Annotated in this window: 14 protein-coding genes; 5 read left to right on the forward strand and 9 right to left on the reverse strand. The window is 60.8% G+C overall.

Going from position 1 to position 20,339, the window contains the following annotated elements; translation table 11 throughout:
• Positions 1–2: 2 nt before the first annotated feature.
• From HYT87_14410 to HYT87_14450, 9 genes are all read right to left on the reverse strand, one after another.
• Positions 3–1,037, reverse strand: a complete 1,035-nt coding sequence (locus HYT87_14410; GenBank protein MBI2060957.1) for a phosphotransferase family protein — start codon at positions 1,035–1,037, stop codon at positions 3–5.
• Positions 1,037–3,976 carry a molybdopterin-dependent oxidoreductase gene (locus HYT87_14415; protein ID MBI2060958.1) on the reverse strand — a complete coding sequence of 980 codons (2,940 nt, stop codon included), beginning with the start codon at positions 3,974–3,976 and terminating at the stop codon, positions 1,037–1,039. Before HYT87_14415 ends, HYT87_14410 begins: the two co-directional genes overlap by 1 nt.
• Positions 3,973–4,728, reverse strand: coding sequence for a molecular chaperone TorD family protein (locus HYT87_14420; GenBank protein ID MBI2060959.1), 756 nt, complete (start codon positions 4,726–4,728; stop codon positions 3,973–3,975). The genes HYT87_14415 and HYT87_14420 overlap by 4 nt, the downstream gene beginning before the upstream one ends.
• Positions 4,725–5,717 carry a 4Fe-4S dicluster domain-containing protein gene (locus tag HYT87_14425; GenBank protein MBI2060960.1) on the reverse strand — a complete coding sequence of 331 codons (993 nt, stop codon included), beginning with the start codon at positions 5,715–5,717 and terminating at the stop codon, positions 4,725–4,727. Before HYT87_14425 ends, HYT87_14420 begins: the two co-directional genes overlap by 4 nt.
• Positions 5,718–5,740: 23 nt before the next feature.
• On the reverse strand, positions 5,741–6,412 hold the full coding sequence (locus HYT87_14430) for a hypothetical protein (protein MBI2060961.1): 672 nt from the start codon (positions 6,410–6,412) through the stop codon (positions 5,741–5,743).
• Complete coding sequence (locus tag HYT87_14435) at positions 6,409–6,936, reverse strand: hypothetical protein (GenBank protein MBI2060962.1); 528 nt, start codon at positions 6,934–6,936, stop codon at positions 6,409–6,411. Before HYT87_14435 ends, HYT87_14430 begins: the two co-directional genes overlap by 4 nt.
• A 20-nt stretch (positions 6,937–6,956) precedes the next feature.
• Positions 6,957–9,965, reverse strand: a complete 3,009-nt coding sequence (locus tag HYT87_14440; GenBank protein MBI2060963.1) for a molybdopterin-dependent oxidoreductase — start codon at positions 9,963–9,965, stop codon at positions 6,957–6,959.
• Positions 9,962–10,969 carry a 4Fe-4S dicluster domain-containing protein gene (locus tag HYT87_14445; GenBank protein MBI2060964.1) on the reverse strand — a complete coding sequence of 336 codons (1,008 nt, stop codon included), beginning with the start codon at positions 10,967–10,969 and terminating at the stop codon, positions 9,962–9,964. Before HYT87_14445 ends, HYT87_14440 begins: the two co-directional genes overlap by 4 nt.
• A gap of 64 nt (positions 10,970–11,033) precedes the next feature.
• Positions 11,034–11,660, reverse strand: coding sequence for a TetR/AcrR family transcriptional regulator (locus HYT87_14450; protein MBI2060965.1), 627 nt, complete (start codon positions 11,658–11,660; stop codon positions 11,034–11,036).
• A 241-nt stretch (positions 11,661–11,901) separates the two neighbouring features.
• Here HYT87_14450 and HYT87_14455 point away from each other — a divergent pair, with 241 nt between their 5' ends.
• The 5 genes from HYT87_14455 to HYT87_14475 all read left to right on the forward strand — a co-directional run bounded on the left by HYT87_14455 (position 11,902) and on the right by HYT87_14475 (position 20,336).
• The gene (locus HYT87_14455; protein ID MBI2060966.1) at positions 11,902–12,621 is read left to right on the forward strand and encodes a metal-dependent hydrolase; all 720 of its coding nucleotides are present in this window, start codon (positions 11,902–11,904) and stop codon (positions 12,619–12,621) included.
• 13 nt (positions 12,622–12,634) lie between these two features.
• Positions 12,635–13,330, forward strand: coding sequence for a hypothetical protein (locus HYT87_14460; GenBank protein MBI2060967.1), 696 nt, complete (start codon positions 12,635–12,637; stop codon positions 13,328–13,330).
• Positions 13,331–13,739: 409 nt separating this feature from the next.
• Entirely contained in the window at positions 13,740–14,528 is a 789-nt protein-coding gene (locus HYT87_14465; protein ID MBI2060968.1) for a hypothetical protein, read from the forward strand.
• 149 nt (positions 14,529–14,677) lie between these two features.
• Positions 14,678–17,731 carry an FG-GAP repeat protein gene (locus HYT87_14470; protein ID MBI2060969.1) on the forward strand — a complete coding sequence of 1,018 codons (3,054 nt, stop codon included), beginning with the start codon at positions 14,678–14,680 and terminating at the stop codon, positions 17,729–17,731.
• A gap of 298 nt (positions 17,732–18,029) precedes the next feature.
• A complete protein-coding gene (locus HYT87_14475; GenBank protein MBI2060970.1) occupies positions 18,030–20,336 on the forward strand; it encodes an FG-GAP repeat protein in 2,307 nt (768 codons plus the stop codon).
• Positions 20,337–20,339: the final 3 nt, after the last annotated feature.

A 20,339-nucleotide genomic window follows, 5' to 3' on the forward strand; every position in this document is an offset into this window, starting at 1 on the left:
GGTCAGTTGGAAATGAGGCTTAGGGTGTCCTCGACAATGCGGGGAATGAGAAATCCCAGGATGCCGAGCTGCGCGGAGGGTCGCGTACCCTCGCAGAAGACGCGGACTCCGGAAAGAAAGATGGCGGTCGTCTTGACGTTCGCGAGGACGCGATAGAATCGGAACTTGCCAGGATCGACTTCCCGGCCGGAACGCCGGGCGTATTCCCGGCAGAACTCGTCAACGGGCAGGAGGCCCGATGCCCAGCCGTCGCGGTTCGCCCAGAACTTCAGGCAGGCCCAGGCCACGTCTTCGACAGGATCGCCGAGATGCGTGAGCTCCCAATCCAGCACGGCATGAAGAGTGCCGGCGTCGTCATAGAGGTAATTCCCCGAGCGATAATCTCCGTGGACGATGGTGACTTCTCCTTTTTTGGGAAGGTGTTCGTTCAGCCAGCGGAGGGCGAGATCGACGGGGGGGAGCGGTTCCGTCCGGTCTTTCAAATAGACCTTCGTCCAGAGATCCACCTGCTGTTGGGCTGCCGCGCGCCCATTTTCCGGGACTTTGAAGACCGTGCCGAGGCCGCAGTTCCTCCAATCCACCGCGTGGATGTTGCATAGGAGTTGAATGAACTGATCCGCCAGTTTCGTTTTCAACTCCGCCGGCTCGTAGCTCGGAAGCGTGCTGGTTGGAGAGGCGTGGCCTTCCATGCGATGCATGATGATCGATGGGCGTTCAAGCCGGGAGCCGTCCGCATCGAGCCAGTAGACGCGGGGTGCGCGCACGGGGAAGCGTTCCAGTGTTTTCAGGAGCGCGAACTCGACGGTGCGGTCGGTGGTGACGCCCGCTTCAAGGAGCGATTTCGGCGGATCGCGGCGGAGGATGCAGGCGCGCCGCTCGCCGATCGCCCCGTTGGCCGGGACCAGGTCGAATACCCAATTCTCGCGCGAGGCGCCGGCGGATCCCGTCCCAAGGCGGCGCAGACCTTCGACCCTGGGGGCTTGTCCGGGTGGGGAACTCTCGGTGATGAACCTGGAGATCCGCTCCTGGAGATCCATCAGCCAATTTTCACCACGTCCAGCGTCTGCATGCGCGGAGTGTGGGAAGGGGCCGCGTAGTAGGCCCGGTAGTAGAGATGGCCGAACTCGCCGGCGAGGTGAAGCGCCTTGTACGGGGAGGGCACGATCTCCTGATTTCCACGGCCATCCTTGAACTGGTACGGCTCCCAGGCGTGGTAGCAAATGACCTGGCCCGGCTTCACGGCAGGCGAAATCTTCACCATGGCGATGAAGGAACCGACGTCGTTCAGAAGTTTGGCGCGCTCGCCGTCCCGGATTTTTCGAGAGCGCGCATCCTCGACGCTCATGTACACCACCGGCTCGCCTCGTTGCAGCCGCATCATGTGGCGCTGGTCGCGCCAGATGGAGTGGATGCTCCATCGGGTGTGTCCGCCCGAGAGCCGGAGCGGGTATTTCCCACCGGCGTCCGGCGCGGGCTTGTGCATCGGCAGATGTTCACCCGCTTCCAGGTACCAGTCGTGATCGATGTAGAATTGCTGACGGCCCGTCATCGTCGGATACGGTTCTTTGCCTTCGCGGTTCCATTGGAGCGGGTAGACGGTCTTTCCGTCCTCATAATCGCCGCAGACGTGGTTCAGGAGCATGTAGCCCCCGGTGTGCTTGATCCGCACGGCGCCGCGGCGCGACAGTTCCTTCCAGTCGGTGCCCCGGATAGGTTTGGATCGTTCCAGGATCCAGTCCATGGCCCGATCGGCGTTTCCCTCGGTCAGTTTGCCTTTGTGCGTGAACCGCTCGTAGATCCGGCTCAGATCGTGCTCGTTGCCCAGAAGATTCCGGTACGGTTTCACGCCTTGTGCCCTCGCCCGTTCCTGAATCTTCTTGGCCAGGAGCGCCGCGATGTCCCACTCCCGTTTCGATTCGTGGAGCGGCGGCACCGCCTGGTCGCCGGCGATGATGTAGGGAACGTAGCTCATCGTGAACTTGATGCCGGTCTTCTCGTAGTAGCCCGCGCAGGGGAGGACGATGTCCGACCAGAGGGTGGACGTGGACATTCGGACGTTCAGGGAGACGATGAGATCCAGCTTGGGCCAGAGCACTTCCCGGATCCGGGTTGGCGAAGGCCATCGGCGCAGTGGATTGACGCCGGAGAAGACGAGAACCTTGGGATCCTTTCCGGGGGGGGGGTAGACCGGCATCCAGTCCTTTTTGATGGATTCCGTCATGCAGTCGGCGTGCGGGCGCTTGAAAGTGGGATCATTGTAGTCCTTTCGGTCGGACACTTGGGAGAGGCCGCCGTGGACGTTGAGCCACGGAATCAGAGGCGTGTGAAGGCTGTACTGGCGCGTGAGGACCTTCATGAGGTCGTCGTTCCGGCGGGCGGTCGAGCGGATCCAATTGGGCGCCCGGGCGAGACTTTCCAGCGCCGGGTGGACCATCGCAGGAAGCATGTGAGCGAGGTCGAACGCGAGAAGTTCGAATCCGTGGAGCGTCCACCACGCGCCCACCCGCATGCCCGCGCCCGGTTTACCGAAGTTGCCGGTGAGGGCAAGAACGAGGAGGGCGGCCCTTTGCATGAGATCGCTGTGGTAGTGTTTGCACGCGCCCCAGGACATGAAGATCATGGCCGATTTTGCGGCAGCGACTTCGCGCGCCATGGCGACGGTTGTATTCGGATGGATTCCGGTGATGGACTGGACGTGTTCGGGGGTGTAGGGGGCCAGCCGTTCCTTGAGGAGTTCGAAGACCGGCCGGACGGCGACGCTTTCGCCGCCCTTGAGCGTCACGGCGAAGGATCCTTCGAGAGCGGGATCCAGGTCACCCAGTCGGATGGAATAGAAATGACGTGAACCGAGGGCCTGGATGGCCTTCGTCACGCTTAACTTGTCGTGGACCGGTTTCGGGTTGCCTTCGACGCCTGGGGCGGAGGCGGGGCGATTTTTCCGTGTGTCCCACATGAAATACTCCGTGTCACGGCCCCGTTTTGAGAGGTCCGAGCCGCGGAGGAGTTTCCCCGTGTCGGATCGTACGAGCAGCGGGAGGTCCGTCTGTTCCTTGATGACGTCCGCCTTGAAAAGATTCTCTTTGATGATGATGTGCGCGAGTCCGAGTCCGAAGGCGGCGTCCGTTCCGGGATTGACGTTGACCCAGCGGTCGGCGTGAATGGCGGTGGCGTTGAGGTCGGGAGAGATGTGGACCACCCTGGCGCCCTTGTATCGGGCCTCGGCCATGAAATGATATTCCGGGATGCGTGTGTAGGCCGGATTGCCGATCCAGGCGATGATGTAGTCCGAGTTGAACCAATCATCCGACGTGCCGTCCATGTTGTAGAGGCCGAGGGTTTGGACGACGCCCATCGGCAGGTCCCCCACGCCCGCCCAGGAGTCCAGCATGGTGGTGCCCATGAGGGCGAAGAGTCGAATTTCGCCCGCGGTGTCCGGCCCCATGTCGATCTGCGTGGTGCCGTGATCGTAGACGACCGTGTCCGAGCCGTGCTTCGCGCAGGTGTCGATGAGCTTGTCGGCAATTTCGGTGAGGGCTTCGTCCCAACTGATCCGTTTCCAGCGGCCGCTGCCTCGCTCGCCCACCCTCTTGAGTGGATACTTGATCCGGGAGGGCGCATAGGTGAGATCCGAATAGCAGGCGCCCTTGTTGCAGCCTCTCGGATTGAAGTCGGGCGTATCCGGGTTCGTTTGGGGGTAGATGGTGTTTTGTTCCTCGCGGATGACGACGCCGTCGCGAACGTAGAGGTCCCAGGAACATGCCGCGATACAGTCCGTCCGGAGATGAGTGCCTTTGACGATTTTGTCCCACGACCATTTCGTTCGATAGAGATCTTGCCAGCCACCGTACGACGGACGAGAGGCGGGAGGCGAGAGGCGCGAGGTGGTACTGGTGGGTCCGGAGCATGCGCCGGCTTGGAACGCTGAGAGAGCGAGGGCGCTGGTTCCCGCGAGTTCGAGGAACTCCCGGCGTCTCATGTGGCCCGCAGGTAGCCGAGGTCTTGTTTCATGAATCGTTCCGTCATCTCCACGAGGGTGGCGTAGAATGGCGGTGGTTTCTGCCCGGCGAGTTTCTTGGCGAGCAGAGGCAGCCAGCGAACCGGTTGGCGGTCGAGAAAGTCCGACTGGGCGTGCCGAAGGGATTGGATTGATTCGGGGTCCGCAGGGGCCTGGGCCTCCTGAAAACTGAGGAAGTGCATGAACTCGAGCTCCACGGTGAGGTGATCGGGCAGTTCGCGCCCATCGCCCTCATTCAGCTTGAGACCGAAGAAATTGTAGAAGCGGAGGTGCTCTTCCATCGTCTTCATCCGGGCGCCGAGATACTCGCCGGCGTAGAGCGGGCAGGGCGGCCCTCCGCCGAGTCCAACCTCGAACAGCCGGATGTACTCTGCTTCGAAGTCGTCATAGGCGGGTGGAAGGGGATCGGTGGGGAGGGACGCCTCCAGGGCATACGGCAGAGAACGGGCGCACTCTTCGACGGCTGATCGAAACCGGCCGTTTCCGATGTCCTCAAAAAATTCGTGGTCGGGAAAAGCGAAGGCGGAGGCGAGAAGCCGGTAGAACCGGCAGCGAGATGCGGCTGGGGAGGTTGCCTGGAGCTCCCTACCCTGACCCTCTCCCGTTTCTTGTAGGGGCGAGGCATGCCTCGCCCCTACGGGACCTGCCGAGGGTGAGGGTTCTGTGATGGTGTCTGTCGATTGCGCAGGGGTATCCGCCATGGCTTGGGTCATGCCTCGATCTGCGCCGGATTCTGATCGAAGGGCTTGAGCATATCGTGCCATCGCCGGGAGATGAGGATGTCCATCAGATCGGACTTTTGGCCGGCCCGCGTTTTATCCCATTCGGCATTCAGGATCCGAAGCGCCTCGTCCGCGGCAGGACCGAACAGCGAACGGAGATATTCCGCCGGCACTCTGGGCTTGGCTTCAAGCGGATTCCCCGTGGAGTCGAACGGAGGCGGCAGCACGGGCGGCACGTAGTAGATGTTCGGCTGGGTCCCGTACTCGGGATGCAGAGGGATTGCCACGCGCCACTTGCTCACGAGTTGGAACACCTGGCCCGCCTCGTCATCGAGGTACCCGAAATGGCGCGCGCGTCCGGGGCACATGCGGACGCAACCCGGCGCGACGCCTTTCTCCACCCGCGGAAAGCACAGAATGCACTTCTGGCCGATGAACCGCTTGGGGTTGAAGTAAATCCGTTTGTACGGGCAGGCCTCCATGCAGAAGCGGTAGCCGTGGCACTTGTCCTCGTCGATCAGGACCGTGCCGTTCTCCTCGTTCTTGACGATGGCCTTGCGGGGGCAGGCTTCAAGACAGGCCGGCCGCGTGCAGTGGTTGCACAGACGCGGGAGGTAAAAGTAGTAGGAGTTCGGATATTCGCCCGCGCCCTGATCTTCTTCCCAGTTGGGCCCCCACGTGGGCTCGGGCGTGGGCTTCAGATGGACGCTCGTGCCCTTGCCCTCGAAGAACACTTCCTCATAGTTGAAGTTCCACGCGATGCCGAACTCTTCGTTGGTGGGAAGTCGTCCGGTCCGGGCTTTTCCATCGGCATCGAATCCGCCGCCCATTTTTTCCCAATCGCGGGGAGTGCCGCGACCGGGCACGGTGGTGACGATGTTCCACCACATGTATTCCATGGCGGGATCGTTGGTCCAGAGTTGTTTGCAGCCGACGGTGCAGGTCTGGCATCCGATACACTTGTTTAGGTCGATCACCATCGCCAATTGGCGCTTCGATGGGCTCACGCCTTCACCTCCAGGAGGAGCCAACCTGGAACGGTGGACTTGAGGCCGGCGCGCTCCTTGTTCGAGCCTTCCCATACGGCGAAGGCAATCGGGACGGTGCCCTGAGCGGGCAGCGCGGCGACCTCCTTCTCAGCGTCCGGCGCCGCCAGGGTGCGGCTCAGAACCACCTGCCAGCGGCCGTTCTTCCATTCGCCTCGGGCGGCAATCGTGCTGTCGGGCAGTCGCTTGGATGTTCCGAATCCGCGCGCGCGCACGTCCTTGGCTTTATCGCCAAAGTCCGCCCTCCAGAGCCAGGCATTCACGGGAATATCGTCCGCTCCCATGGAGATGGGATCGTTTTCGAAGACGCTGGGGAGGCCTTCCTGACCGGGGAACATCACGGCCGCCGCGTCCGGGAAAGGATCGGAATCGGAGGGCGCCGCGTCCTTCTTGCTGTCGTTCCACTCGAGGCGGACATAAATCGATTTGCCGTCGTGCGCGATCTTCACGGATATTTCGTGGATGGCTCCGTGTTTCTTGGGCAGGTTCCGCACGTACTCCGAGGGCTGGTTCTCCAAGGGAGAAGGATCGAGTTTGAGTCGCGATGCGGGCACGTGGCCCCACAGGCCGGAATCCGGCGCCAGAGCCTGTTGCGGATCGAGTTCCAATTTCTTTGCCGTGATCTTCATGGTGTCTTCACCTCCTCGGTACAAACGGGAAGGGCTTGACCTGCCGCAAGGACAGGAATGGTTGAGGAGAAGGAAAATCGCCTCCTCCTGCGATACATCCAGCGCATGCCTTCCACCGAGGCGTGCAAGAGCACCCACGGAAGGACGGCCCAGGTCGACCAGACGTGAATGCTTCGACTGATGGGGAGCCATCCCGCGGCCGCTTCGGGCTCGATCCAGAGCAGCACCCCCGTTGCGAAGAGCAGGATACTCAGCGCCAGCGCCAGGATCGAATTGAGCTTCTTCCAGCCCACCAGGGCCGTGAGCCTCCTGATTTTCAGGATGGCCCAGCCGCGGAGGGCGTATACGGCGATGAGCGTGATTCCGAAGGGTACGGCCGACCACAGGTGGACATCCCGGACAACCTCGAATCGACCGCCCAACAAGATTTCCCTCAGACTGGAGAAGGGAGCGGGCAGGAGGAGGATGCCGGTGATTCCAAGCGTGAGGAACGCCGCGGCGTTCGCCACGTGGGTGTTCGTCATCGAAAGGATCCGGCTCCCCCTCAAACGACGCTCGCTTTGCGGATGTCCACGAAAACATGCCGGTCCGATTGGACGGGCTGCCAATTCCACACCCAGAACTTGAGGTGACCGTAGCCTCCCGCCAGGTGAAGCCACTTCACCATTCCCGGAATCGCGGTGTCGTAGCTTTTCCAATCCTTGTATTGGTACGGATCCCATGCGTGATAGACGATCACCTGCCCGCGCCGGGGCAGGGCGCTGACCTTGGCCTGGATGGTGAAGTGGTCGATGTCGTTCTGGACGTGCACGTATTCGCCGTCCTCGATGTCCTTCTCTTTCGCATCCATCGCGTTGATGAACATGAACGGCTCGCCCCGGTGCAGGGCGAGGGCCAGTTCGTTGGCCACATTCGAGGCGTGGATACTCCAGCGAAGGTGACCGCTGGTCATGATGAACGGATAGTCCCCTCCGGCTTTGGGCGGGACCTTGTGGGTCGGGAGTTCTTCACCGCCCTCGATGAACCACGGATGGTCGATGTAAAACTGTGCCCTCCGGGCATACGTCGGGTAGGGGATCTTCTTCTCCGTGTGCCACGAGAACGGGTTCACGGTCTCATCCGGCTTGACGTCCGTCGCCACGTTCTGCCCGTGGGGGGTGTGGCCCAAGCCCGTGTATTTCACGAAGCCGTCTTTCCGCAATTTGGCGAGGTCCGTGTCCTTGGCGACCATCCCTCCTTCGGTGAAGATTTCGAGGGCATCCCCGAAAATCTTCTCGCTCTCCCCGTCGGTATAGTACCCGTTTGCCGTGAATCGCTTGTACACGCTTTCAAACTTGCGAGTGGGCCCGTAGAACTCCCGGAACTGCTTTGAGATTCGCTCGTGGAACAGCCGGTTGCCGATCTTGCCGAGGATACCGGGCGGGATGAAGGAGTCGATGACCTTGTCGACGTCCACCATCTGCCGGATGCGATACTCCTCCTTGCCGCGCTCTCTCGCCCGATCGGAGACCTTCTTCGCGAGCAACGCGAAGATGTCCCACTCGTTTTTCGACTCGTGCACCGGATCGATCGCCTTGTCCGCAAACGCCCAGAACCGGATGTGAGGACTGGTGATCGAGTGCATCTGGGTTTTCTCGTAGAAGAACGCCGCCGGAAGGACGATGTCGGAATACATCGCGCTCGTGGACATGCGGACGTCGACGGCGACAACCATCTTGAGTTTGGGCCAGAGGTTTTCGAGCAGCCGTTTCGGGCCGCCGCGCGTGCGGCGAAGAGTGTTGGATCCGCATAGGATGTAGACCTGCGGAGGGATATCCTGCCGCGGGCGGACGTAGTCCTCCCACCAACCTTTGTCCACGGCTTCCTGGAGGTACTCGTCGAAGGTGCGCTTCATCGAAGTATCGCCCCATTCCTTGGTGTTCCACACTTCGCGGTAGCCGGCGTGGTAGTACCAGAAGAAGGCGGGCGGGACCTGACCGACCAGCTTGGCCATGATGTTTTCGATATCGATGTGGGCCATTTCGTCGGTCATCGACGGATCTTTCCTTTTCAGCAGCGAGACCAGTCGCTTCACTTCCGTCAACGTTTCCTTGAATGCGCCCTTGCCGCCCTCGCGTATCGGCATGCTGTAGATAGAGGCGTCGGCCAGCACGGTCCAGCCGCGCACGCCGGTCCCTTTGCGCCCCCAGTTTCCGGTAAGCCCGAGGCAGAGACACATGGCGCGCTCGATGAGATCGCCATGGTAGATTTTCGGGGGGCACCAGCCGACGAGGATGTTTGTCCTTTTCGCGGCCATCTTGCGTGCGAGATCGCGAATCACATCCGGATGAATTCCCGTGATCGAGTGGACCTTGTCGAGGTCGTATTCCGCATTGAGCTTCTGTTTCAGGATTTCGAATACGGGCGTGACGGCGACCTCCGTCCCGTCGGCCAGCTTCACGAGATGCTCGCCTTCGAGTTCCGGCACCACCTTGCCGAGGGACAGCTTCTTCCGGGGCGCGGCGGACAGGGATTGGGTTGCTCCGTCCCAGAAGTAGAGCTGTTCGTCGCTCCCGCCTTTCTTGAGATCGCTTTGACGCAGGAAACGTCGGGTGTCTTTTCGCACGAGGAACGCGAGGTCCGTCTGCTCGCGAACGAAATCCGCTTTGTAGAGTTTCTCTTCGATGAGCACTCGCGCCACGCCCAAGGCCAGCGCGGCATCGGTCCCGATCTTGACGGGAACGTAGTAGTCCGCATGGCCGGCGGAAGGACTGAAGTCCGGAGCGATGGTCCAGACTTCCCCGCCGTTGTAACGGGACTCCGACACGAAATGGTAGCCCGGGATCCGCGTGTAGACGGGATTCATGAGCCAGATGAGCGTGAGTTCGGCTTTGAACCAGTCGTCCTGTGAACTGACGCCGTGGAACTTCCCGAAAGTCATGTACTGGCCGATGTTGTAGTCGTTGATGATTCCGTTCGCGTCGAGCATCGTTCCGCCGAGAATCGCGGCGAAGCGGAGCGGGGGATACACGCCGTGCGGGAAGGCGCCGCCCTGGCCCGGCTGCTCGTCCACCACGACGGATTCCGGCCCAACGTTCTCGGCCGCGTCGATGATGGCGTCGGCCACCTCGGTGAGCGCCTCGTCCCAACTGATGCGCTTCCACTGGCCGCTCCCGCGGGGACCCACGCGTTTCATGGGAAACTTCAACCGCTCGCCTCCGTAGGTGACGCGGGAGTACATGCAGCCTTTCTGGCAGCCGCGTGGGTTCCAGTCGGGCGTGGTGGGGTCCACCACCGGGTACCGGCCGGTCTGCTCTTCGCGCCAGAACACGCCGTTCTTGAGGTAGCCTACCCAGGAGCAGTTTCCGGGGTAGCAATCCTGGGGGTGCGTGACGAAAACGGTCTTGTCCCACGACCATTTCTCGCGCATGGCGTCTTCCCAGTTGCCCGTATGCTTGAGCGCCGGAGGGAGCGCGGCCTTGCGTTCGCAACTGGTGACCGTGAACTGGGAGAGGGACAGGGTGGCGGCGGCCACGCCGGTGGTCTGGAGAAATTCGCGGCGGTCGAGTTTCAAGAGGGCACGCCTCCCTTCGCCGTCACGGGGTCGTTCGTGAACGGCTTGAAGAAGTCATCGGGCCATCGCCAGCCGATGAGGATGTCCATCAACTCCGATTTCTCACCCTTGCGGCGGCGGTCCATCTCGGCCTGGACGATCGCCAGCGTCTCGGAGACATTCGGCCCGAAGAGCGATTGTAGGTACTCGATCGGGATGCGCGCTTGGGTGGTATCGAAATTTCCATTCTGCCCGACGCGAGCCGGACCGATCGGCGGTACATAGTAAATATTGGGTTCAGTCCCGTATTCCGGGTGCAGTGGGATCGCCACTTTCCACTCGTTGACCAGCTTGTGAATGGGGCCGGCCGTGTCGTCGAGGTAGCCCACGAATCGAACCCGTCCGGGACACTGTCTCGCGCAGGCGTTCGCCACTCCTTTTTCGAGGCGCGGGAAGCAAAAAATGCACTTGTTCGCCGTGAGCGTCACGTAGTTGAAATAGATCTTCTTGTACGGGCACGCTTCCATGCAGTAGCGGTAGCCTCGGCATTTCCCCTGATCGACGAGCACGATTCCGTCTTCCTTGCGCTTGTAGATCGCCTTGATGGGGCAGGCCTCGGCGCAGGCGGGGTAGGTGCAGTGGTTGCAGAGCCGCGGGAGGTAGAAAAAATAGGAGTTGGGAAACTCACCCGCGCCTTGATCTTCATCCCAGTTGAACATCCATTTCGGCTTTTTCGGCGGGTGGAGGTACTCACCCGCGCCCTTGCCCTGATAGAAGACTTTGTCGTAGTCGTATTTGGGCGCCTCGCCGAAATCCTCGATGGATGGGAGTTTTCCCGATCGCGCTTTTCCGTCTGCGTCGAACCCACCGCCCATGGTTTCCCAATCCTTCGGCGTGCCGCGGCCCGGCTGTGTGTTTACGCTGTTCCAGAACATATGGCGCTGGCCTTCTTCGTCGGTCCACAGCGTCTTGCAGGCGACGGTACAGGTCTGGCATCCGATGCATTTGTTCAGGTCGATCACCATGGCGACCTGTCTTTGCGGCTTCCACGTTTCTTTCGGCAACGTTCCCCCCTTTAGGTGTTACGGCTCACGCGTGCGCTCCGTTCGTTTGAGCGACTCCGCCCACGGAGAATTCGACCAGTGACTGTATGGCTTGTTCCCGCGTGAGATCGGGATGGGTGAGATAGTAGTGGCCGGCCTGTTCGAGGAGTCCGGTCAGCGCGCGTGCAATCAGGCCGTAGTGGAGCGCCGGCCGGAGAAGGCCTTCCCGAAGGCCGCGCTCGAACTGGCCGTAGGCGAGGCTTTCGAGCCGATCAAACATGAGATGAATGACGCGGCCGAGTCCCACGCTTACGCTTCGCCCTTCGCGCGCGAAGAAAAGGGCGAGGTTCCGATTGCGGTCGATCGTGCTGAAATACGCCTCGATGGCCGAGCGGAAAACGCTACGCGGATCGGCGAAGGATTGGCTCTCCAAAACGGAGCTGATGTTCTGGAAAATCTCGTTTCCCACTTGGAGAGCGAATTGGCGGACGATGTCTTCCTTGTTCTTGAAGTGCTCGTAGAACAGGCCCTTGGCGACCTGGGCCACCTGGGCGATGTCCTCGATTCGGGATGCGTCGAACCCCTTGTCCCCGAAGACTTCGCGCGCGGCGTCAAGGATCTTGCTGCGCGTCCTTGCCCGCATTTCCTTGTTCTGCTCTGCGTTTCTCCCCATGCGAATTGACTGACCATCGGTCAATGAGCAAGGGCGGTGCCAATCCTCAGAAAGAACTTGACGTTCCTCTATAGATTTACCGGTTAGTTAAACGGTGACTGGAAGAGTCCCCATCTTTGTGTAGAATTGGGGGCGATTTCGTGTTTCACGGATGAGAGGATTTCTGCGCAGAGAAATTGATTCTCGTCATGTCGATATCGTGACGCACAGTGATAGTCGGATAACAAAGAGGAGGTAGGTTATGAAGGCGAGTGGACTTTCGGTTACGTATTTGGGGCATGGAACGATGTTGTTCCAGACGTCGAGCGGCAAGAGGATCCTCATCGATCCGTGGGTCCAGGGAAACCCGGGGTGTCCGGAGGACAAGAAGAAACTTGAACGGGTAGACCTGGTCCTGATCACGCACGGTCACTTCGATCACATCGGCGATGCCGTGGCCATTGCGAAGGAGCACAGTCCGACCGTGGTGGGGATCTACGAGACGTGTGCGTGGCTGGAAAGCAAAGGCGTGCAGAAACTTTCCGGGATGAACAAAGGCGGATCGCAGATCGTTGAGGGTGTGAAGATCACGATGGTTCACGCCGATCACAGTTGCGGTATCTTGGACGATGGGAAAATCATCTATGGTGGTGAGGCGGTCGGCTATATCCTGAAGTTTGAGAACGGCCCCACGGTTTATCACTCCGGCGACACGGCGGTGTTCGGCGATATGGCGCTGATCGCGAAACTGTACAAGCCGCAGATCGCGTGCCTCCCGATCGGTGATTTCTACACGATGTCGCCCTATGAAGCGGGTTTCGCCGTGCGGATGATCAAGCCGAAGACGGTGATCCCCATGCACTACGGCACGTTCCCCGTCCTGATCGGCACGCCGGACGCCCTGCGCAAGGAGATCAAGGGCGTGAAAGGCGTCAAGGTTCTCGGCCTCAAACCCGGCGAATCCTCGGCGTATAATCGGTGACAGTATACTCTATTTGATTCTCACGGAATCTGCTCTCACGAAACAGGTTCACGTGGCGTGCCTCTGCGCCATCCTGGCGGCTGCTCGCGTGGGTGCGGCGTGGGGGGAATCGCCGGGCGCGCCGTCATCCATCGAATCATCCGGTGACGTTGAGGTTGCTTCCCGCATAGACTTCATTCAGGCGAGGTTGGATAGGGCGGAGGCTCCCGCTCGGAAATGGCGGACGGGGTGGTTGATCGGATTCGGGGTTCTCACGGTGGGACAAGGGGCGATCAGTGTCATCACCGATGACCCGGGGCTTCGGATTGACAACCGGGTGGGTGGGGCCGGCTCGCTTCTGGGCTTCGTGAATGTCCTGGTCGTTCCCATGCACACCCGCTCGGCCGCCGGCGAATTACGCAGCATTCCTGATGAAACGCCCGAACAGCGGAGGGAGAAACTTCAGAAGGCGGAGGGACTTCTCTCACGAAACGCGAAGGAGGCACGTCTGGCCACGGCATGGTGGTCGAGATCCCTCAGTGCGAGTGTTCCGACGGCCTCCAGTCTGCTCCTTTGGCTTCGGTATGATCGGCCCGCATCGGCCGCACTGAACTTGGGCGCGGGACTCCTCATCGGGCAGTCACAGATTTCCACCTATCCGCGATATGCCATTCGGGACTGGAGCGATTATTCAGGTTTCAGCCTGAGGGCTGGCGAGGACCATCAGTGACTGCATCCGGCATTCGATCCTGGTAAGGCACACTCTCACTGATCCTACTGCCCGGGACTCATTAAGGAGCAAACTTCTGCCGATTCCACTCTGTTGTAAGCAACAACACATCGTTTAATTGATTCACGGAGGCGTCGATTGAATTGTGGCAAAATGTCGCACTATCATATAAGGTATTGTTATAAGATAGATATTGCATCGGAATTCAGTGTCATGTGGTATGGGCGTTGCGTATGGGCTGCGCATGGACCCCGCACCTATCCCGGCTCAAGATGCTTTCTGGTATTGGAGCTGGAAGTGAAGCCAACCCTTCGCTGCAATCGTTCGAGTGCGCGGGGATCTGCACAGGATAGGTGCGGGGTGGATAGACAGTCAATGATGGATCGAATGCAGATACGAGGAGGCAACGATGAATCCAAATGACGTAACGGTGAGGTCTGCCGAAGGCGGCGGGCTTCTCTCGGGATGGGGGATGGATTTGGTTCCGTCCGGCGGGGAATCGGAATCGGTCCTCGATGCCCTCGGGGAAGAGGCGTTCCAGGTCGAAGCGGGACAGAAAGTCTTGGTTCTCGGATGCGGCAATGAGCCGGCCATCTTCAGGTTTCCGAGCGGAGTGGAACTGTGCTGGGTGGACCTGCTCCGACCGCACCTTTTTCTCGCCCGGGCCCAACTCCGCGACGCGGGGGTCATCTTGGCGCAGCCTACGGATCTGCCCTTCAAGAGCGTGTTTGACGTTGTGATCGTCCCTCCCTCGTGTGTGGCCAGGTTCAACGTTACGGAGAGCATCCGCCTGATGAGAGGGGCGCAGGGCGTTCTCAAAGAAGGTGGGCGGCTGATCATCGAGTTTCCCAGCCGTGAACTGCTGGCCGCATCCCCCCCGAAACTCCAGGCGCAACGATTCGGCGATGTGATCGTATTGGAGGAGAAGCGGCTCGAAGCGTCATCCACGCGGGTTCTCATCAAGAAGACCTACATTGAAAGGATGGGCGCCTCGCACCGGGTGGAATGCGAAATCCATGCCCACACGGCGAAGTTCATGGCCCAGCTTCTTCAGAAGATGGGTCTGGATGTTGTTGAACAGGAAAAGGGCGTCCTCGACCCCACGCTGCCGTGCCAACGGCTGGTGGCGCGGAAGAGACAGACCCAGCAAAAAGGCGGCGACTTCTCTCAGAAGATGGCGGCCGCCCTGGCTTCATAAGGAGGATCTTCATGAACCATTTCACGAGACACAGATTTCAAATCCTTGCCGCAGTCCTCTCGACCGCGATGATATGCGGCGGCAGAGCGGCCCGGGCTCAATCTTCCTCGCCTCCTTCCGCACCGGACGCGAGCAGGATGACCGTGACCATGAACCCCCCGGGGATCCACGATACGCTCACGGGATCGGCCGGCGCGGTGGGACCCTGGCTGTCGGTCTGGGTCTTCAAGGATTCCTCGTTGACGGTTCAAATCGGATCCGGCATCGGACAAGAGGATGGTTCTTTCCCCGCCATCGACATCGGGGACAATCAGGCCGACTCGTGGAACAAGGTCTATGTGGTTGCGGCGGACGCGATCTTTGTGAAGAGCCCGGCAACCACCATGATCAACGATGTCACCCCTCCGAATACCGGTATTACGTCGAGTCCGCCATACTCGACCAACCTCACGTACGCAAACCTCTATTTCACCGCCACACAGACCGGGTCAACGTTCCAGTGCAAGCTGGATGCTCAAAGCTACGCCGTTTGCACCTCGCCGGCGTCCTACTCGGGTCTCGGCGTGGGAACGCATAGGTTCTACGTCAAGGCCACCGACGTGGCAGGGAACATGGATGCGACGCCGGCAATCAAGTCTTGGACGATCGACTTGACCCCGCCGAACACTACGATGACGTCCTTCCCGCCGAGCCCGACCAACCAGACCACGGCGGCCTTCTCATTCAGTTCGAACGAATCCGGATCGAGTTTCCGCTGCCGAATGGATTCCGCGGCCTCTTATTCGGTGTGCTCTTCGCCCAAAACCACCTCGAACCTGGCCGCCGGAGTGCACACCTTCTACGTCTACGCCGTCGATCGCGCCGGCAACTCGGATGCCACGCCCGCGAGCTACAGTTGGACGATAGACCTCACGTCTCCCGACACGACCCTGAGCGCCACCGACGGTTTTTCCGTGTTGAGCTCGGGTGAGATCACCACGTCGACGTTCGTCCAATTCACTTTCGGCAGCACCGAATCCTCATCCTTCTTCTGTCAACTCGACATTGGCACGCCCGCCCCGTGCGGCTCTCCCGTTGAATTCACCGTCAGCCAGGGAGCCCACGCGTTCAGCGTCTACGCCGTTGACCAGGCGGGAAACAATGACCCGACCCCGGCCGGCATTACCTGGACGGTCGATACCCCTCCGACGGTCCGGCTGCTGACGGCCCCTCCGCCGTGGACAAACACGGCTGAAGCCACGTTCGCGTTCTCCGCCTCGGAAGAGGGCTGCCTGTTCGAATGTGCACTGGACACCGAATCCTTCTCACCGTGCGTGTCGCCTTTTCCCTCGCCCGCCCAATCGGATGGCAACCATGCCTTCCACGTGAAGGCGACCGACACGGGCGGCGCCGTGTCCCCTACCGTGCATCACACCTGGTCGGTGGATACGGTCGTTCCTGATACCCTCATGACTCCTGATCCCCCCCTGACGACGGGACCCGACGCGACGTTCGGATTCGTCTCGTCCGAGCCGAGCACGTCGTCGTTCGAATGCTCCCTGGATGGGGGGCTGTATCGGGCGTGTGTGCCCGCCGCGTCCTACACCTTCCTGCCCGCGGGGAGCCACGCGTTTTCGGTCCGCGCGCGCGACCTCGCCGGGAACGTGGATCCCATGCCCGCCTCGCATGCGTGGACCGTGGATGTGGAGCGGCCGAGTTTCGGAGGAGTGATTTCTGCGACCGCCATTTCGGCGTCCATGATGGCGCTTTCATGGGAGCCGGCAACGGACAACCTCAGCCCATCGGATCGGATCTCGTACAGAATCTGTCAGTCGTCTTTCTCCGGCGACTGCGGGTCGAATTTCGTCGCCACGGCCACGGCCCCCTCCGGCGCCACGTCCTATTCCCAAGAGGCATTGATGGCCTCAACGTCCTACTTCTTCGTCGTTCGCGCCGTGGATGAAGCCGGGAACGAGGATTGGAATGTCAATGAGGTCACGGCCCGCACCCTTGCTGCGCCCGGCTCGCTGCTCATGACCCTGAATGGCGATCGCGCCGGCGGGAACTTCGGCACGGCGGGGACGGTTCTGGGCGACATCGATGGGGATGGCAAGGATGAGTTCGCCGTGAGCCAGCCCGGTTCCTGGGATGGGTCGGGCCAAGTCTTTGTGTATTCCTGGGCGGACCCGATGGCCTCGCCAAGTGGACTGGACCTGCGCTATCAGATCCCGAATCCGGGCAATTCCAGGGCTTTCGGCGACATGGTGCAAGGGGGTGGGGATGTCAACGGGGACGGCACGCCCGACCTCCTCATCTCGGGGCGGTGGGATACCGAAGGCGGTGACAGCGTGTACGTACACTCCGGTCGCGATGGCTCGCTGCTGTTCCGGCTGCAATCGCCCGCCTTGGACGATGGGTTCGGCTGGTCGGCCGCGATACTTGACGATCTCGATCGAGACGGCCATGCCGAGGTTCTGGTCGGCGCGCCCCGCGCCTATGACATGTTCGGGCGGGCCGGCCTCGCCTACCTTTACTCCGGAGCCGACGGCACACTTCTGCGTGCGCCGTGCAACATGGCGTACAGCGAGACCGAATTCGGGTACTCCGTGTCAGCGATCGGCGACGTGGACGGCGATGGCACGGGCGACTACGCCATCGGTGCGCCGCGCGACCTTTCGGACGGTCCCTCGCCGAATCGGACCGGTGTGGTCTGGGTATTCTCCGGGGCGGAGGGCAATCTGCTGTACCACAAGACCGGGACGAACGACTTGGAGAGATTCGGGCACGTCGTCTCCGGCGGTTTCGATTTGAAGGGGGATGGCTCACCGGACTTGGTGGTGGCTTCCTCCCAGTGGGGAAACGTCACGCTTCATGCCCTCTCGGGTAGGGACGGATCGGTGCTGTGGCAGAAGACCGATGTCGCCCTGCCCATCTCCATCTCTCGCGACCTCAACGGCGACGGCTTTGCCGACATTCTGATCCGATCCAACGCCTTGTCCGGCGTGGACGGCTCGTGGCTTTTCAACATGCCGATGCCCGTCCCATCGATTCAGCCCATGATGGGAGATGCGGACTTTGGGCACTTTGTGAGTCCGGCCGGCGACGTGAACGGTGATGGCTTCACGGATGTCCTCATCGGCGCGCCCGGTACGACGGTTGCGTCCCCATGGGGCAATCTGGATTTCGCCGGCGCCGCCTACGTATTCACCGGGGGCAGGCCATGATCATCGTTCAGGGGAAACGGATTCCCCGAAGAACCTAATCCGCTTATCCACCTCTCCAAGGGCCACGGTTCGATTGCGGACCGTGGCCCTATTTTCTATGTTGTACTATGCAACGGACATAGGATATGCAACAACGGTACCGTTGTAATGATCATCATATTGATACGGAACTAATAGTAACAGATTATATGAACTATTATATCCATACAGAAGCGGTCTTGAATGTTGGCCGTCCTCTTGCTTTTCTCCAGGAATGAAACAAGCGAATTCAACTTTGGAGAGCAGGTGGAGGTGTTACATGAAAAGACGAATGAGCGTGATTTTCGGATTGGTGTTGTTGCTTGCAGGTTGTGCGGAGGATGACAATCCCAACGGCCAACTGGAAGCGCAACTTGAAAGCCGGCCGGTGCAAGTATCGGAAGAGGCGAAACCGGAGAATATTGTTCCACCCCCGGTGATTGAAGTCAGGCCGGAGCCCAAGGGAGTTGTCCAGGAGATCACTCCTCCGGTCACGGAGCCGACGCCCGAGGTTAGTCAGCCATCTCAGCCTGCTGCGGAGCAGCCCGTGGAGAGCCGTCAGCCCGTGGTCGTGCCGCCGGTTGAAGCCGTTGTGGCGAGCAGCGTGGCACAAGCGACAAACGGAACCACGGCGATTTCGGCTCTCCCTGCCCCCGAAACCGGCTCCACCATACAGTGTTCAGTGGACGGGGGTCCGTGGGCGGAATGCAAGAGTTCGGACACGCTGAGCTTGGCCGAAGGGACTCATTCCCTTTCCGTCCGGGCGATCGATGCAGAAGGGAAGGTAAGGACTCTCGCGGCCACGTTCACGTGGATCGTGGACACGACCCCCCCCGAAACGAGCCTGACAAGTGATGTGCGGGAAGCGACGAACAAGACATCGGCCACGTTCACGTTTGCGTCTCCCGATGCGACGGCGACGTTCGAGTGTTCAGTGGACGGTGGTCCATACGCCTCCTGCGCATCTCCGGTCACCGTGAATGCCGTCGAAGGATCTCACACGCATTCCGCTCGCGCGACCGATCCTGCCGGGAACACCGGGGCGCCTGCCTCCGTCAAATGGACCGTGGACATGACACCGCCGACGTTCGACGGCCTGCGCGAGGCAACAGCCGTCTCGTCGGTCCGCGCCGATCTCTCCTGGAATCCCGGGCCGGAAGCGGATGCTGTTTATCATGTTTGCCGGAGTGCCGTGGCGGGCGCCTGCGCCTCGGCATTTACGTCCTCGTACGTGACTGCTCCCGGTGAGTCGAGCTATTCCATCACGGGCCTTACCCCGTTCGCCACCTATTTCTTCCTCGTGAGAGCGGAAGATCCCGCTGGGAATGTGGATTCGAACGAGGTCGAGAAGTCCGCGAGAACGCACTTGGTCCCAACCTTGGCTTACCAGGTGGATGGAGAGGCGGAATTCGACGGACTGGGTTGGGATGTATCCTTGATGAGCGATCTCTACGGCGACGGCATCCCCGAGATCCTAGCCGGGGCCCCGGGGGAGAACTCCCCGATCGGGGTGGAATATGCGGGGGCTGTCTATGTCCTTTCGGGTGCGGATGGGTCGGTTCTTCTCACAACATGTGGGACCCAGGTGTCGGGACAGCTGAGCTATGTCTTTTCGCCGGGCGATCTGAACGGTGATGGGCTGGCCGACTACGGCGCCTCTGAATGGAGTGGACGCGCCGAGAAAGTGACCCGGATGTTCTCGAGCCGGGATGGCTCCGTATTGGCGGCCAGGAAAAGAGACAGCTGGATGCCGGCGCAGTACGACGTCGCACCCTTGGGGGACGTTGATGGGGATTCGAAGGTGGACTGCGCGTGGGGACATACGGGGTTTGATGAGACGGCAGGCACCTATGTGGGGGGGGTGGAGGTGGGGCCCTGCCTTGGCGGACGGGAGGCTGACCTATACACGCTCCGAAGCGAGCAGGCCGGCGATTTGTTCGGGACAGTGATTGCCTCGGCAGGCGACGTCAACGGCGACGGCAGGCCGGACCTGCTCGTGGGAGCTCCATATAGTGACGTGGAATTCGTTCCAGGGGTCGGACGAGTGTACTTGTTCTCCGGTGCGGATGGATCCCTCGTCCTGAAGATAAACGGCTCTCAGACCATAGGCAAACTTGGTAGCGCTATCGCTTCGTTGGGCGATGTGGACTCCGACGGTGTTCCGGACTTCGCCGCAGGAATACCTGGGGCGACGGTCGAAGGTCAGCGAGGGGTGGGGCGTGTCTGTGTCTACTCCGGCAAGAACGGCCGGACAAAGTTCTGTGTGGATGGCGAGATCGCTTCCAAGCGGTACGGGGAGACTCTCACGGCCATCGGCGATCTTGATGGGGATGGTCTACGCGAGCTTGCCGTGACGGTGTTGACGACTAAAGCGGACGAAAAGGATCGCGTAGACATCCGATCGGGCAAGGACGGTCGCCGACTGCTCACGCTGAACCGTCCCGAGGTGGAGACAAGCTTCGGTCAGGCGATTGCCTCGGGCGATCTGAACGCTGACGGAAAGCCAGACCTCGTCATTGGCGCCCCGAACGCGAAACCGAACGGACTGCAAGGGGCCGGAAGTGTGTACGTCTACATTGCGCAATAGGAG

The organism is Nitrospirota bacterium (genome assembly GCA_016180645.1).
Lineage (GTDB): Bacteria > JACPQY01 > JACPQY01 > JACPQY01 > JACPQY01 > JACPAV01.